General features: G+C 68.4%; 14 protein-coding genes. 8 read left to right on the top strand and 6 right to left on the bottom strand.

The window, feature by feature from the left end:
• Positions 1-128: 128 nt before the first annotated feature.
• From ACRXBZ_RS27030 to ACRXBZ_RS27020, 3 genes are read right to left on the bottom strand one after another with little or no spacing between them, the layout of a single operon-like run.
• Entirely contained in the window at positions 129-938 is an 810-nt protein-coding gene (locus ACRXBZ_RS27030; protein ID WP_433881464.1) for an Fpg/Nei family DNA glycosylase, read from the bottom strand.
• Between the two features lie 18 nt (positions 939-956).
• On the bottom strand, positions 957-1,286 hold the full coding sequence (locus ACRXBZ_RS27025; RefSeq protein ID WP_433881463.1) for a hypothetical protein: 330 nt from the start codon (positions 1,284-1,286) through the stop codon (positions 957-959).
• Between the two features lie 3 nt (positions 1,287-1,289).
• The gene (locus ACRXBZ_RS27020; protein WP_168586953.1) at positions 1,290-1,760 is read right to left on the bottom strand and encodes a ribose-5-phosphate isomerase; all 471 of its coding nucleotides are present in this window, start codon (positions 1,758-1,760) and stop codon (positions 1,290-1,292) included.
• A 57-nt stretch (positions 1,761-1,817) separates the two neighbouring features.
• Here ACRXBZ_RS27020 and ACRXBZ_RS27015 point away from each other — a divergent pair, with 57 nt between their 5' ends.
• The 7 genes from ACRXBZ_RS27015 (at position 1,818) to ACRXBZ_RS26985 (ending at position 8,950) form a co-directional block, all read left to right on the top strand.
• On the top strand, positions 1,818-2,507 hold the full coding sequence (locus tag ACRXBZ_RS27015; protein WP_433881462.1) for a 2-phosphosulfolactate phosphatase: 690 nt from the start codon (positions 1,818-1,820) through the stop codon (positions 2,505-2,507).
• A 228-nt stretch (positions 2,508-2,735) separates the two neighbouring features.
• Positions 2,736-3,320 (top strand): YbaB/EbfC family nucleoid-associated protein, encoded by a 585-nt coding sequence (locus tag ACRXBZ_RS27010; RefSeq protein ID WP_433881461.1) that lies wholly within the window; start codon positions 2,736-2,738, stop codon positions 3,318-3,320.
• A gap of 18 nt (positions 3,321-3,338) precedes the next feature.
• Complete coding sequence (locus ACRXBZ_RS27005; protein ID WP_433881460.1) at positions 3,339-3,644, top strand: ESX-1 secretion-associated protein; 306 nt, start codon at positions 3,339-3,341, stop codon at positions 3,642-3,644.
• The gene (locus ACRXBZ_RS27000) at positions 3,644-7,741 is read left to right on the top strand and encodes a DUF8616 domain-containing protein (RefSeq protein ID WP_433881459.1); all 4,098 of its coding nucleotides are present in this window, start codon (positions 3,644-3,646) and stop codon (positions 7,739-7,741) included. Before ACRXBZ_RS27005 ends, ACRXBZ_RS27000 begins: the two co-directional genes overlap by 1 nt.
• Positions 7,741-8,229, top strand: coding sequence for a hypothetical protein (locus ACRXBZ_RS26995; protein ID WP_433881458.1), 489 nt, complete (start codon positions 7,741-7,743; stop codon positions 8,227-8,229). Before ACRXBZ_RS27000 ends, ACRXBZ_RS26995 begins: the two co-directional genes overlap by 1 nt.
• 64 nt (positions 8,230-8,293) lie before the next feature.
• The gene (locus ACRXBZ_RS26990; protein WP_168586948.1) at positions 8,294-8,734 is read left to right on the top strand and encodes a hypothetical protein; all 441 of its coding nucleotides are present in this window, start codon (positions 8,294-8,296) and stop codon (positions 8,732-8,734) included.
• 57 nt (positions 8,735-8,791) lie between these two features.
• Entirely contained in the window at positions 8,792-8,950 is a 159-nt protein-coding gene (locus ACRXBZ_RS26985) for a hypothetical protein (protein WP_433881457.1), read from the top strand.
• Between the two features lie 74 nt (positions 8,951-9,024).
• Here the strand turns inward: ACRXBZ_RS26985 and ACRXBZ_RS26980 are convergent, their stop codons facing one another.
• The 3 genes from ACRXBZ_RS26980 to ACRXBZ_RS26970 form a co-directional block, all read right to left on the bottom strand.
• Entirely contained in the window at positions 9,025-9,687 is a 663-nt protein-coding gene (locus tag ACRXBZ_RS26980; RefSeq protein WP_433881456.1) for an endonuclease V, read from the bottom strand.
• Positions 9,684-9,893, bottom strand: a complete 210-nt coding sequence (locus tag ACRXBZ_RS26975) for a hypothetical protein (RefSeq protein WP_433881455.1) — start codon at positions 9,891-9,893, stop codon at positions 9,684-9,686. The genes ACRXBZ_RS26980 and ACRXBZ_RS26975 overlap by 4 nt, the downstream gene beginning before the upstream one ends.
• A gap of 218 nt (positions 9,894-10,111) precedes the next feature.
• Positions 10,112-10,726, bottom strand: a complete 615-nt coding sequence (locus ACRXBZ_RS26970; protein ID WP_433881454.1) for a mycothiol-dependent nitroreductase Rv2466c family protein — start codon at positions 10,724-10,726, stop codon at positions 10,112-10,114.
• A 264-nt stretch (positions 10,727-10,990) separates the two neighbouring features.
• Between ACRXBZ_RS26970 and pepN the strand changes: the two genes are divergently transcribed.
• Positions 10,991-13,564, top strand: coding sequence for an aminopeptidase N (pepN, locus tag ACRXBZ_RS26965; protein ID WP_433881453.1), 2,574 nt, complete (start codon positions 10,991-10,993; stop codon positions 13,562-13,564).
• The last annotated feature ends 128 nt before the right edge of the window (positions 13,565-13,692 follow it).

The raw sequence follows: 13,692 nt of genomic DNA, 5'->3' as shown, positions 1-13,692 counted from the left end.
ATCGTGCGAGTTATCCACACCCTCCGGCGTGTCGTGACCCGACACGCCGGAGAACCGCAATTTCCATTGAAATCGAACCTTCGATTTCCATTGAAATCGCACACCTCCTGGGGAGGTGGGGACGTTCGTCAGTCTGTTTGGCAGGCGGGGCACCAGTAGAGGTTCCGGGCGGCGAGGGCTGCCGTGGCCACCGGGGTTCCGCAGATCAGGCAAGGCATTCCCGCCCGCCGGTAGACGTAGACCTCTCCGCCGTGCCGGTCTTGACGCGGCGCCCGACCGGTGACCTCCGGCAGGTGCTCCGGCCGCACCGTGTCGATGCGACCCGCGCGCACCCCGTCGGCCATCAGCTCGACCAGGTCCGCCCAGATCGTCTCCCACTGCGCCCGGTCCAGCGACCGGCCCGGAGTGTAGGGCGGGATGCCGTGCCGGAACAGCACTTCGGCGCGGTAGACGTTGCCGACACCCGCCAGCACCTTCTGGTCCATCAGCAGCGCGGCGATGCTCGTGCGGGACCGCGAGATCCGCTGCCAGGCCTGCTCGGGGTCGGCGTCCCGGCGCAGCGGATCGGGGCCCAGCCGCCCGCGCAGCGCGGCGACCTCCTCGCCGGTCAGCAGCTCGCACGCGGTGGGACCGCGCAGGTCCGTCCAATGTGTACGGCCGATGATGCGCATCCGCACCTGGCCGCGCGGTTCGGCCAGCGGGAGCTCGGATTCCGTGAACGTGCCGTACAACCCCAGGTGCACGTGGACGACCCGATCCGGGCCGTAGAAATGGAAGAGGTGCTTGCCGTGCGCTTCAGCCCGCTGCAACACCGAGCCGTTCAGCAGCGAAGCGCTGGTGGCGAACCTCCCCTGCGGGCTGCCCACCCGGACCTCCGTGCCGGCGAACAGCTCGCCGTGCAACCCGGCGAGCCGGTGCAGGGTGTGGCCTTCAGGCATGTCAACAGTCCGTCCATGTCAAGCGAGGATCCACAGCACGACCGACTCCACGAGGTACGCCGTCACGCACCACAGTGCGATCAGCAGACCGCGCCGAACCGGTCGATCGGGATGCCGGAACACCGTCCCGGCCAGCAGCGAGGCGCACAGCGCGATGACGCCGCCCACGATCAGCCACAGGCCCACCCCGAGCACGCAGTCGGGTTCGGTGCAGGCCGCACCTGGGCCACCGGCGAGGACGGGCGCGAGCGCGCGCTGCCCAAAGAAAAGCACCAGCACGCCAGCAGCGGTGCCCGCTGCCGCCACCAGAGGTGTCAGCAGCGCCGCGGTACGGCGTGCCGGTGCCATCGATCAGCTGCCGGGCAGGGCCGGGGGCTGGCCGGACTTCTCGTAGTCGGTGAGCAGGTCGATCCGGCGCTGGTGCCGACCACCCTCGAAGTCGGTGGTCAGGAACGCCTCGACGATCTGCTCGGCCTCCTCGACGGTGTGCATCCGCGCACCGATGCCGGCCAGCAGCGCGTTGTTGTGCTGCCGGGCGAGCTTCGCGGTTTCAACGCTCCAGGCCAGCGCGGCGCGGGCGCCGGGGACCTTGTTCGCGGCGATCTGCTCGCCGTTGCCGGACCCGCCGAGGACCAGCCCGAGGCTGCCCTCGTCGGCGACGACGCGGCGGGCGGTCTCGACGCAGAACGGCGGGTAGTCGTCCTGGGCGTCGTATTCCGCAGGACCGATGTCGGTCACGTCGTGACCCTTGTCGGTCAGCCACTTGACGAGGTGGTTCTTCAGTTCGTAGCCGGCATGGTCGGAGCCGATGTAGACGCGCACGCGGGCAGTCTGCCAAATGGGCCCCCACCCCCGCTCACCCCGGTTACGCTACCCGCTGTGACCAGCGCGAACCCCGACGTGCACCTCGACTGGGCGCTGCCCGGCCTGCGAGCCCTGGCGGACTGCCCGGTGCTGGTGGTGGTCGACGTGCTGTCGTTCTCGACGGCCGTGGACGTCGCCACGACCACCGGGGCCCGGGTGCTCCCGCTGCGCTGGCAGGACGCCTCGATACCCGCAGGTGCGGTGCTCGCGCAGCCCCGCAGCCTGGACGAGTGGTCCCTGAGCCCGTCGTCGCTGCGCACTCTCAACCCGAACGTGCTGCTGGGATTGCCGTCACCGAATGGCGCGACGCTCTGCGCTGAGGCGTCAGCCACCGGGGCCACCGTGTTCGTGGGCTGTCTGCGCAACGCGGAGGCGGTGGCGCACGCAGCAGCGCAGGAAGGTGGGCCGATCGGCGTCATCGCCGCAGGGGAACGCCGGGACGACCAGCTGCGGCCCGCGATCGAGGATCAGCTCGGTGCGGGCGCGATCATCTCCGCCCTGCCCGGCCGCCGTTCTCCCGAGGCAGAGCTGGCCGCGGCCGCGTTCCGGGCCGTGACCGGCGAGATCGGCTCTCTGCTCGCCGACTGCGAATCGGGTCGGGAGCTCGCGGAGCTGGGGTTCGCGCACGATGTCGCGCTGGCCGCCGAGGTGAACAGCAGCCGACAGGCGCCCGTGCTGCGGAACGAGGTCCTGGTTGCCCGGTGAGGTCACTGGAAGTCGGACGGGCGGTACGGCGAACGGCAGCTCTCCGTCGAGCGCTGATGATCGACACGAACAGGATCAGCCCGGATCACCTGAACCCAGCAATTCCAATTAGTCCGTCCGTCGCAACGAAATGGGCCGTTGAGCCGTTTTGTGCGACTGAGGGGCACCGATTCCAATCGCGGCGCGTCATCCTTTCCCGAACAGGGGTTTCGCCCGGGGGGAGGACGTGTGCCCGAGGATTTCGGCAGGGATATCGGCGCGGCCGAGAGGATGGTTCAGCAATGGCAGGAACGTGCTGCCGAGAAGGCCGAGAAGTTCGGTCGGATGCAGCAGGAGATCGAGCAGATCTCGGCCACTGAAACGTCCCGCGACGGCTCGATCCAGGTGACCGTCGGGTCGAACGGCATCCTGCAGAACATCCAGCTCTCCGAGAACGCCAACAACCGCCCGATGGCGAAGCTGGGCACCGAGATCATGCGCGCCGTCCAGGCGGCACAGGCGAAGATTCCCGAACTGATGCAGCAGGCGGTGGCCAGCACCGTCGGGCTGGATGACTCCGCCGCGCAGCACGTGCTCGGCGAGGCCCGCAAGAACTTCCCCGAACCCCCGGCAGCTGAGGAAGAGGCGCAGCAACGCGGGTCCGGCGTGCCGGAGATGCAGTTCGGCGTCGAGGACGACTACGAGGAATCGCGGCAGCAGCAGCCCCCGCAGCGACCGGCCGCGCCACCGCCGCCACCACCACCGCGGCCTGTTCGCCGCCGCCCGGACGACTTCGACGACGACGACTTCAGCGACCGCTCTTTCCTGCGCTGATCACCGAGGGAGCAAACGATGGCAGACGAGATGAACGTCGTCACCGAGAACTTGCGCGCCCATTCGTCCAGAGTGGACGGGGTGGTGGATCAGCTGAACACCGCATTGGACGCGTCGCAGCAGGTGACGATGGACAACGAGGCGTACGGCATCCTCTGCCAGCCGTTCGCCATGATGCTGCAGCCCGTTGAGCGCAACGGCGTCGAGGCGCTGCAGAAGGCGATCTCGGCGATGGAGGAGATCGCCGAGAACGTCCGCGGCGCGGCCGAGGACTACCAGTCCATGGACGACGACAACAGCGCGCTGATCAACAAGGTGCAGTGATGGCCGAAAACAACCTGGTCGTCACCGAAGACACCCTGCAGAAGGACCCGAACGAGACTCCCGACGGCGTCAAGGGCATCGGGATCCTGGAATCCGCCCACGACATCAAGAGCCTGGAAGACGGCTCCAGCTGGGTGGAAGCCGGCTTGGCCTACGGCGGCATGGCGATGGAAGTCGTCAGCCTGGCCGTGGACCCGATCGGAACCCTGCTCTCCTACGGCCTGTCGTGGCTGATCGAGCACGTCCAACCCCTCAAGGAGGCGCTGGACTGGTTCGCAGGCGACCCGGACGGGGTCAAGGCGTACGGGCAGACGTGGGGGAAGGTGTCCGAGGCGGTCAAGGCGGCCGTCGAGCAGTACAACAACGCGGTCAAGGCCGATACGGCGGAGTGGACCGGCGCGGCGGGCGACGCGTATCGCAAGCATGCCACGGAGAAGGCCGAGGCCGTTGCGGGCGCCGGCGAACTGGCGGGCACGCTGAGCTCCGTCGTGACGATCATGGGCGAGGTCGTCTCGTTCGTGCGCGAGTTCGTGCGCGATCTGGTGGCCGAGTGCATCGCGGCGATCATCACGTACGCGCTGGAAGCGGTGTGCACCCTCGGGCTGGGCACCCCGGTCATCGTCGCGCAGGTGACCGCGAAGATCGCCAAGGTCACCTCGAAGATCGGCGACGTCGTCAAGAAGCTGATCAAGACGATCAGCAACGTGGCACCGAAGATCAGCAAGATGGTCGAGGTCCTCGGCAAGGTCATCAAGAAGCTCGGCAGCGCGCCGGACAAGATCGCCGAGGGCGTGTGGAAGAAGTTCGACGACGTCTTCGGCACGAACGTCGTGGGCAAGCACAACGCCAAGGTCGGCGGCCTGGGCGGCGGAACCGACGGCAACGGGTCCGGGGACAACGGCAGCAACGGCTCCGGCAACGACTCTGGTAGCGGGTCGGATTCGGGCTCCGGAAACAACTCCGGCAACGGCAACAACTCCGGCAGCGGATCTGATTCCAGCAACGGCAGCGGCAACGATTCCGGTTCCAACTCCGGCAGCGGCAACGAATCCGGTTCCGGTTCGGACGGCGGAACGGGCTCGCCCGGCAGTGGCACGGATTCCGGTTCGGGTTCGCCGAACTCTGGCAACGGGTCGAACTCTGGCAACGGGTCGTCGAGCTCCGGCGCCGACAGCGGATCCCCGAGGTCCACTTCGGACAGTGGTAGCGCAGACTCCTCCCCGAGCAGCTCCGGCAACGGCTCCGACTCCCCGAACAGCAGCTCGACGCCCGACAAGGGCACCCGAACCGATGCGCCTTCGGCCCCGCCGAGCTCCCCGAACTCGCCCGACACCAACCGTCCCACGACGTTCTCCGGCGACCTGTCCAGCAGCCCGAACGCCAGCGGAGCACCGAGCGGTGGCAGCCCGGACGCCCCGAGCAGTTCGCCCAGCAGTCCAGACGCGAGCACCTCAAGCAGTCCAAGCAGCCCCGGCAACGGCAGTTCGCCAAGCACCCCGGACGCCCCGAGCAGTCCCGGCAACGCCCCGAGCAACGGCGGCGGTCACAGCCCGGACGCCGGCAATTCGCCGAGCAGCCCCAGCTCGCACAGCCCTGGCGGTTCGCCCGGCGGAAGCCCGGCCGGTGGTGACGCCCCAGGCGGTGGCCCGTCGCTCGGCGGCGGCCCGTCGGCGCCGAGCAGCGGGCATTCGCCGTCCACATCGCACCCGAACACCCCATCAAGCACCACCTCGTCCAATGTGGACGCTCCGACGGCGCCATCACCTACCGCCCCGTCTCCCAGCGCACCCCGTGCAGACCAGCCGGGCAGTGCTCCGGCCGGCGGCCCTATGGGTGGCCCGATGGGCAGCCCTGGCGGGCACAGCCCGGGCGGCGCGAGCCCGAGCAGCGGCGGAAGCCGTCCCGGCAGCGGCCCTGGCGGCGGCTGGACCGGCACACCGGGCAGTCCCGGCGCCGCCGGACGCCCGCCGTCGACCCCGGACGGACCACCACGGCCCCGCGGCCCGGAGGGCAGCAGCACGCGCCCGAGCGCTGCTCCGCGAGGGAGACCAGACGCGCCATCCCGCCCCAGCGGTCCGGGCGGCCCCGACAGCCCGACGCGACCCCACGGCGGCCCAGATGGCCCGCCGCGCCCTGGCGGACCCGGCGGTTCGACACGGCCCCAGGGCGAACCAGACACGCCGCGCCCTGGCGGACCCGGCGACATGCCCCGGCCTCGGCATCCCGACGGCAGCGTTCCGAACACACCGGGCCGCAGCCCCGACGGTCCGTCGCGCCCAGGCCCCGACGGCCGAGGCCCGGGCGGCACCCAACCGCGCACCGACACCCCAGGCACCAGCACGGACACGCCAAGCACCCAACGCCCAACGGGCACGAAGGGCCCGGGCCAGCGGCCGGACACCAACGAACCGGGGTCGACGAAGTCTCCGGACGCAACGAAGTCCCCGGACACGACCAGGTCGCCCGACACCGACAAGGCACCGGACACGACGAAGCAGTCGGATGCCAACGACGCACCCGACAAGCCGAAGAACGAGACCGAGTCGCAGTCCAAACCGGATGGCCCGGACAACCCGACGGACGGCGACAAGCCGAACGACCCGGACGCGGACGCCGACAAGCCGGAGCCGGGCACGCCGGAGTACGACCAGAAGATCGACGACGGCGTCAACAACCTGCACCAGACCGACGCTGGCGCGTCGGGCCACACCGACCCGAACATGCAGGACTTGGCCAACAGGGTCCCCAACGACGGCAAGCACTTCACGGTCGACGCCCACCACGGCCCGGACGGCCTCCAGATCGGCGGCCGGAACTACTCTCCGGACGAGCTCGCTGACGTGCTGCGCCGCTCCGGCTGGGACGGCGAAAGCCCCATCCGCCTGCTCAGCTGCGACTCGGGCGACTTCGCCAGCGACCTGGCCAAGAAGCTCGGCGTGGATGTGACGGCGCCGAACGGCAAAGCCTGGTCCGACGGCAACGGTAACGTCTTTGCAAGCAGCACGGCCCCGGACAGCGGCCCCACCTGGCCCCCGGACGGAGGCTGGGAAACCCACAGCCCCGACGGCTCGAAGTCGCCCGCCAGCGACGACGCCTTCCACCCATCTAACGACGGCGAAGACCCCGGCGACCGCCCCACCGACGCCGAAGCCCGGGGGAACGACGAGTTCGACGAACCGCCGGAACGTCGCGTCGTAGAAACGATCGTCCATGACGACCTTCCATCACACTACGGTGATGCGGCCCAACAGGACGCGTTCCCCGACCCAATTACCGATTGGAACCGACCGGACGACGCCAGGTTCGAGCGAGGGCCAGGCGAAAACGATCCGGGAAGCCCCGTTCAGATCCCGGATTCGTCGAATCCGAAGCCACTGGACGCACTCGGTCCCAGAACGTCGCTGAGCTCGCTGTCGGAAAAGGGACAGCTCGAGCCTTGGACGCGTTACGAGATCGAAGGGCGAGGCGCCTTCTTCACCGACGACTCCGGCAGGATCAAATGGGCCGAGGTCGATACCACGGCCGACGGTTATGTCCGGCCGAACATCGAGCTTCGTCAACCGGCGGGCAACGCCCAATACCGGGTCGACGACAACTGGACCTTCAATACCAACGAGCATGGACAGACCGAACGCATGTCTGGTACCCCGCATTACAAGGGTGCTTCCGACTCGCTGGAGAGCGACCGCTACTACCGCGACGAATACTCGCAGAACAAGGCTGGCGACGAGGGGCGCGCGGTCTACCCGAACCGCCACTGGGCAGGTGGTCATGCTGCGGCCCACGAGGCGGGCGCCCCAGGCGAGTACATCAACATGTTCCCGCAGATGGCGACGTCCAACAGCGGGCACAACATGGAGGGTATGAGCAACGAAGCGTCCTGGCGCAACCTCGAACAACACCTGTCCGATCATGCGCAGCGACCGGGCTGCAGTGTCGATCGAATCGAGGTGGAGGCTGTTCGAGACCCGGACGGCATCCCGACCGAGGTACGGTACCGCTGGATTGAGACCGAGAACGGTGTCTCGAAAGTCATGGAGGCGTGGTTCCCCAACCGGCCGGACTTCAATTACCGCGAATGGGAGGACTACAACTGATGTCGAACGACCCTTCGAAACCAGCGACTGCTACCGGCGAACTCACCAAGGCAATCGCCGACTCACTTATCTCGGATGCACCGTCCGATTGGGCGGAGCTGCGCATGACGTTTCGTGGCAGCAGCACCATCTGCCAGGTGGAGCTCAGTGGGTCCAGGGCAGGCGGTGCTCAGCTACTGCTCGCCCCACCCCGGGCCCTGCCCCTCCTATTGCGTAAGCTCCGCGCTGATATGTATCAGCCTGATTTCGGAACCTGGCTTTCCGTGCAGGCGACCGTTCAACGGAACTCCGAGCCGAACTTCCAGTTCAACTACACGGATGATCCGCAGTGGTCACCCCCGGTAGCGCCGACGGTTTTTGCACTGGATCAGCAGGCTTTTCCACGCTCTCCCAAGTATATTCCCAGTTGGCTGAACGAACGCTTGACAGATGCAGCCACGTTTGCGGAGCGGTACCGTTACGGGGCGTCCGATCCAAGTACAGGCTGAAGATCGCCGTTTGCGGCACCGGTAGGCTGATGCACTCGCCGAGTTCAATGTGACAGGAGTATTGATGACACAGCCCGGCGGTTTGGGGCCGGAAGAACAGAAAGAGCTGGTGGACTCGCTGGCCACCTTGGTTCGCGAGACCGCCCCGGAGGCATGGCAGCGAATCTCCATCGAGTACAAGTGCATCGGCCGACACGTAGAGCTTGGGGTTGGGTGCAAGAACGCTGCTGGCGAGCAGATCGCCTGGGAGCTGCCGACCGAAACAGACACGATCTTCTGGCGGCTGCGTGTCGGCATGTACCGGGAAGGGCTCGGTACCTGGTTCTCCGCCTTCTTCCGGATGCGCCAACCAGGCGAGTACGAGATCTTCTACAACCACGACAACGAACCGCCGTGGGGCGCCGAGCCGGGGAGCTTCATCAAGGAGCAGGACCTGTTCCCGCGCGATGATGAACACACACCGGACTGGTTCCGCCGGCGTCTGGCAGAAGCCAGCAGCACCTGATCGCCAGGGCAGCGGAGCACTAGCCCGTCCATACGCACGGGCGGCAAGATCGCCGCTATGATCGCCGCCGCCCCGGCGACCTTCGGCGGCGGGAAGTTCAAGGACGCCGCGATCTCCGGCTCCATCGGCGGTGCCATCGGCGGCGTTTCGAAGGCGCGGGCAAGGCGTAACTGGATTTCTCCGACGGCGGCCGAATTACCAGGCGGCGATTTTTGATGATGCTGGGAACATGATTCGGCAAGAAGTCTCTTGAGCTCGCTGGAAGGGTCGTCGGGTGCCCTCCCGCTCAGTCAGTCCCGGGTTCGGCCCAGGTGGTCCGCTGCGCGGGTCGTCTCCGGGAGGCGGTACTTCGGGGCTAGGCGGAGGGTGAGGTCGCAGGCCGCGTCGAGGGTGTAGCGGTGGCCCACCGAGACGAACACCGGCTTCACCCCGCGCTGCGTGCGCAGCGCCCGGCCGACGACTTCGTCGTCCATCCGCAGCGGCGACCACTCCCCCCGCTTCTCACCTGGCGGCTCGTAGCGGCCCATCGCGGTCTTGCCGACACCGATGCTCGGGATCTCCGTCAGCACACCCAGGTGGCAGGCCAGGCCGAAGCGGCGAGGGTGGGCCCGGCCTTGGCCGTCGCAGACCAGGACGTCCGGCACCACCGACAGCTGGGAAAGCGCTTCGAGCAGCGACGGAGCCTCGCGGAACGCGAAGAGTCCAGGGATGTAAGGAAAATCAGTCGATCCGCGCACGACAGCGCTGTCCACGACGGACAATGTCGCGACATCGACGACCGTCACCGCAGCGACCAGTTGATCCGAGTCGCGGTACGCCACGTCCAGGCCCGCCGCTGTGCGCACCTCGGCCGGCTCGCCGTCGAACCGGATCAGCGGGCGCAGCCGTTCTTGGATCGCAACGGCTTCGACTTCCGTCGAGGGCCACGGGTGCAGGTCACGGGCGCGGATCACGCCTCGATCGTATGCCAGTCCGCGCACGGGACCGTGAGTCCTTTGGACTGCTGCAGCTGCCCATAGGACCCACGACCCCGAGGCCAGCGCTGGAGGGACCTGGTCTCCAGGAACTCCTCGATCCCCGAGCGGCCGAATTCGCGAGTGCCGGCCTCCTCGGTCCAGGCGAAGCACCCGGCGATCCCGGCCGAGGTCGCCACCGGCACGCTCGGGTGCACATGAGTAGCGAACTTGATCGGTGAGCCCGTCTCGGCGGGTCACCGTCGCAGCGATCTCGTCGCGGTGCCCGCTCCGCCGCTGTGGCACCGGTGTGCTCGTGTTACCGAACGACAACGGTCTTTCCCATTTCTGCGGGAACGCCCGCCGATCGCCTCGCCGAGCGCGCTGGGAAGGTGCCGGCCCGACACCTTCCCAGCCGGAAACGTCAGTCGAACCGCGGCGACTCGGTGCGGGTGCGCTTGAGCTCGAAGAAGTACGGGTAGCTGGCCAGCGCGAGGGCGCCGTCGAACAGCTTCGCCGCCTCCTCCCCGCGCGGGATGCGGGTGATCACCGGGCCGAAGAACGCCACCCCGTCGACGTGGATGGTCGGCGTGCCCACCTCGTCGCCGACCGGGTCCATGCCCGCGTGGTGGCTGGCCCGCAGCTCCTCGTCGTACTCGGTGCTGCCGGCCGCCTCGGCCAGCGACGCGGGCAGGCCCACCTCGGCCAGCGACTCGCTGATCACCTGCTCGAAGTCCTTGTTGCCTTGGTCGTGCAGGCGGGTGCCCATCGCGGTGTAGAGCGGCGACAGCACGTCGTTGCCGTGGTGCTTGGCAGCGGCGATGGCCACCCGCACCGGACCCCACGCCTTCTCCAGCAGCTCCTGGTATTCGGCGGGCAGGTCGCGGCCCTGGTTGAGCACCGACAAGCTCATCACGCGGAAGTTCAGGTCGATGTCGCGGACCTTCGCGACCTCCAGGATCCAGCGCGAGGAAACCCACGCGAACGGGCACGCCGGGTCGAAGTAGAAGTCGACCTTGGGTCGGGCTGCGGCGCTCATCAAGCCTCCAGTGTTCTCCGGGACGGGCGTGGATCGCCCGGCTCCCCGGTGTTCGAGAAGTCCGGTCGCGGACGCGTTCCGGAACGCGTCGTCATGGGTACCAACCCCGGTAGAACCGAATGTCTTCCCACCCGACCCGACACGCCGACGACGAAGGCGGACCCGCCCGGCAGCACGCCCGCACGCGGACGTGATTTGATGCCTGCGCCAGGTGCGCCAGGCGCCCCTGGCCTGACGAGTCCCCGACGAGTAACGAGGTGATCCGTGGCCCCGCCGAACCTCACCCGCGAACAGGCCGAGCAGCGCGCGGCCCTGCTGGAGGTCCAGTCGTACGTGATCGAACTGGATCTCAGTGCCGGCGCGGGTGGCCCGGACGTGGAGACGTTCGGTTCCACCACCACGGTGCGGTTCCGCAGCAACGAGGCAGGCGCCGACAGCTGGATCGACCTGGTCGCCGACCGGGTGCACAGCGCCGTGCTCAACGGAGTCGAGCTCGACGTCGCCGACTACGACGAGTCCACCGGCATCCGGCTGCCGAATCTGGCCGCCGACAACGAGCTCGTGGTGCGCGCCGACTGCGCCTACACCAACACCGGCGAGGGCCTGCACCGCTTCGTCGACCCGGTCGACGGCGGCGTGTACCTCTACAGCCAGTTCGAGACCGCCGACGCGAAGCGGATGTTCACCTGCTTCGACCAGCCCGACCTGAAGGCCACCTACCAGATCACGGTGGACGCCCCGGAGTCGTGGAAGGTCATCTCCAACGCCACCGCCGAGGTCACCGACTCGGCGAACGGCAAGCGGCACGAATTCGCCACCACCAAGCCGATGTCCACCTACCTGGTAGCGCTGGTGGCCGGGCCGTACGCCGAGTGGCGCGACGTCTTCCCCGGCGAGGACGGCCAGGACGAGATCCCGCTGGGCATCTACTGCCGCGCTTCACTTGCCGAGCACCTCGACGCGGAGCGGCTATTCACCGAGACCAAGCAGGGTTTCGGTTTCTACCACAAGGCGTTCGGGGTGCCCTACCCGTTCGGCAAGTACGACCAGTGCTTCGTGCCGGAGTTCAACGCGGGCGCGATGGAGAACGCCGGTTGCGTCACGTTCCTGGAGGACTACGTCTTCCGGTCAAAGGTCACCGGCTACCTCTACGAGCGGCGCTGCGAGACGGTCCTGCACGAGATGGCGCACATGTGGTTCGGCGACCTGGTGACCATGCGCTGGTGGGACGACCTGTGGCTCAACGAGTCGTTCGCGACCTGGGCCAGCGTGCTCGCGCAGGTCGGCGCCACCCAGTACGGCCACGCGTGGACGACGTTCGCCAGCGTGGAGAAGTCCTGGGCGTACCGGCAGGACCAGCTGCCGTCCACCCACCCGGTGGCCGCCGACATCCAGGACCTGCAGGCCGTCGAAGTCAACTTCGACGGCATCACCTACGCCAAGGGCGCCTCGGTCCTCAAGCAGCTGGTCGCCTACGTGGGCCTGGACAACTTCCTGGCCGGGCTGCGGATCTACTTCAACCGGCACGCCTGGGGCAACGCCACCCTCAACGACCTGCTGCAGGCGCTGGAGGAGGCCTCCGGTCGCGACCTGTCGTGGTGGAGCGCGCAGTGGCTGGAGACCACGGGCCTGAACATGCTGCGGCCGCGGTTCGCCACCGACGACGAGGGCCGGTTCACCTCGTTCGAGGTGGTGCAGAACGGCGCCCGGCCGGGCGCGGGCGAGCTGCGCACGCACCGGCTGGCGATCGGCATCTACGACGACGAGGGCGGCAAGCTGGTGCGCAAGCACCGCGTCGAGCTCGACGTCACCGGCGAGCGCACCGAGGTGCCCGACCTGGTCGGCGTGCATCGGGGCAAGCTCGTGCTGGTCAACGACGACGACCTGACCTATTGTTCGCTGCGCTTCGACCCCGAGTCGCTGGCCGCGCTGATCGACCGGATCGGCGACATCGACGAGTCGTTGCCGCGGGCGCTGTGCTGGTCCACCGCGTGGGAGATGACCCGCGAGGCCGAGCTCAAGGCGCGCGACTTCGTGACGCTGGTGCTGGGTGCGTCGGCGGAGGGCGGCATCGGTGCCGAGAGCGAGATCGGCGTGGTGCAGCGGGTGCTGCTGCAGACCCAGACCGCGCTTGCGTCCTATGTGGACCCGTCGTGGCAGGCGGAGGGCTGGCGGCGGTTCACCGGTCGGCTCTTCGAGCTCGCTCGCGCCGCCGAGCCCGGTTCGGACCACCAGCTCGCGTTCGTCAATTCGCTGGCCGGATCGGTGTTCTCCGCCGAGCAGGTCGCCGAGTTGCGCGGCTGGCTGGACGGGTCGGCGCCGCTGGCCGGGCTGACCGTCGACACCGACCTGCGCTGGCAGCTGCTGCAGGCGCTGGTCGCGCACGGCGCGGCCGACGAGTCCGAGATCGACGCCGAGCTGGAGAAGGACCAGACCGCAACCGGTCGGCGGCGCGCGGAGCGGGCGCGGGCGCTGATCCCGACTCCGGAGTCCAAGGAGAAGGCCTGGCAGCGGGCGGTGCACGACGACCAGCTGCCGAACGCGGTCAGCGACTCGATCATCGCGGGCTTCCAGCACCCGGTCCAGCGCGAACTGCTCACGCCGTACGTGCGCCGCTACTTCGAGGAGATCGACGAGGTCTGGCAGCGCCGTTCCAGCGAGCGGGCCCAGCCGACCGTGATCGGGCTGTTCCCGTCGTGGGCGGTCACCGACGACACGGTGGCGGAATCGGACGCGTGGCTGGCCGACGAGCACCCGTCGGCGCTGCGCCGCTTGGTGTCGGAGGGGCGCGCGGGCATCGTGCGCGCCCTCGCGGCCCGGGAGTTCGACCGCTCCTGACGCCCGTGCGGGCGAGAGGTGGAGGGCAGTTTCGAGCAACTCAACTTGCTCGAAACTGTCCTCCACCGCGTTTCCCGGGCAGGTGAACACGAATCGTGTCGTGGCGGATACGGCGAGTAAGATTCCGT

Source organism: Saccharopolyspora hattusasensis, from assembly GCF_050972075.1.
Taxonomy (GTDB): Bacteria; Actinomycetota; Actinomycetes; order Mycobacteriales; family Pseudonocardiaceae; genus Saccharopolyspora; species Saccharopolyspora hattusasensis.
Note: the sequence above shows the minus strand (reverse complement) of the source record. Positions and strands in the feature narration are given on the sequence as shown.

Bases quoted from the DNA above. Each gene is read 5' to 3' on its own strand.
- ACRXBZ_RS27030 (WP_433881464.1), bottom strand. From the start codon at position 938: ATGCCTGAAGGCCACACCCTGCACCGGCTCGCCGGGTTGCACGGCGAG.
- ACRXBZ_RS27025 (WP_433881463.1), bottom strand. From the start codon at position 1,286: ATGGCACCGGCACGCCGTACCGCGGCGCTGCTGACACCTCTGGTGGCG.
- ACRXBZ_RS27005 (WP_433881460.1), top strand. From the start codon at position 3,339: ATGGCAGACGAGATGAACGTCGTCACCGAGAACTTGCGCGCCCATTCG.
- ACRXBZ_RS27000 (WP_433881459.1), top strand. From the start codon at position 3,644: ATGGCCGAAAACAACCTGGTCGTCACCGAAGACACCCTGCAGAAGGAC.
- ACRXBZ_RS26995 (WP_433881458.1), top strand. From the start codon at position 7,741: ATGTCGAACGACCCTTCGAAACCAGCGACTGCTACCGGCGAACTCACC.
- ACRXBZ_RS26990 (WP_168586948.1), top strand. From the start codon at position 8,294: ATGACACAGCCCGGCGGTTTGGGGCCGGAAGAACAGAAAGAGCTGGTG.
- ACRXBZ_RS26985 (WP_433881457.1), top strand. From the start codon at position 8,792: ATGATCGCCGCCGCCCCGGCGACCTTCGGCGGCGGGAAGTTCAAGGAC.
- ACRXBZ_RS26970 (WP_433881454.1), bottom strand. From the start codon at position 10,726: ATGAGCGCCGCAGCCCGACCCAAGGTCGACTTCTACTTCGACCCGGCG.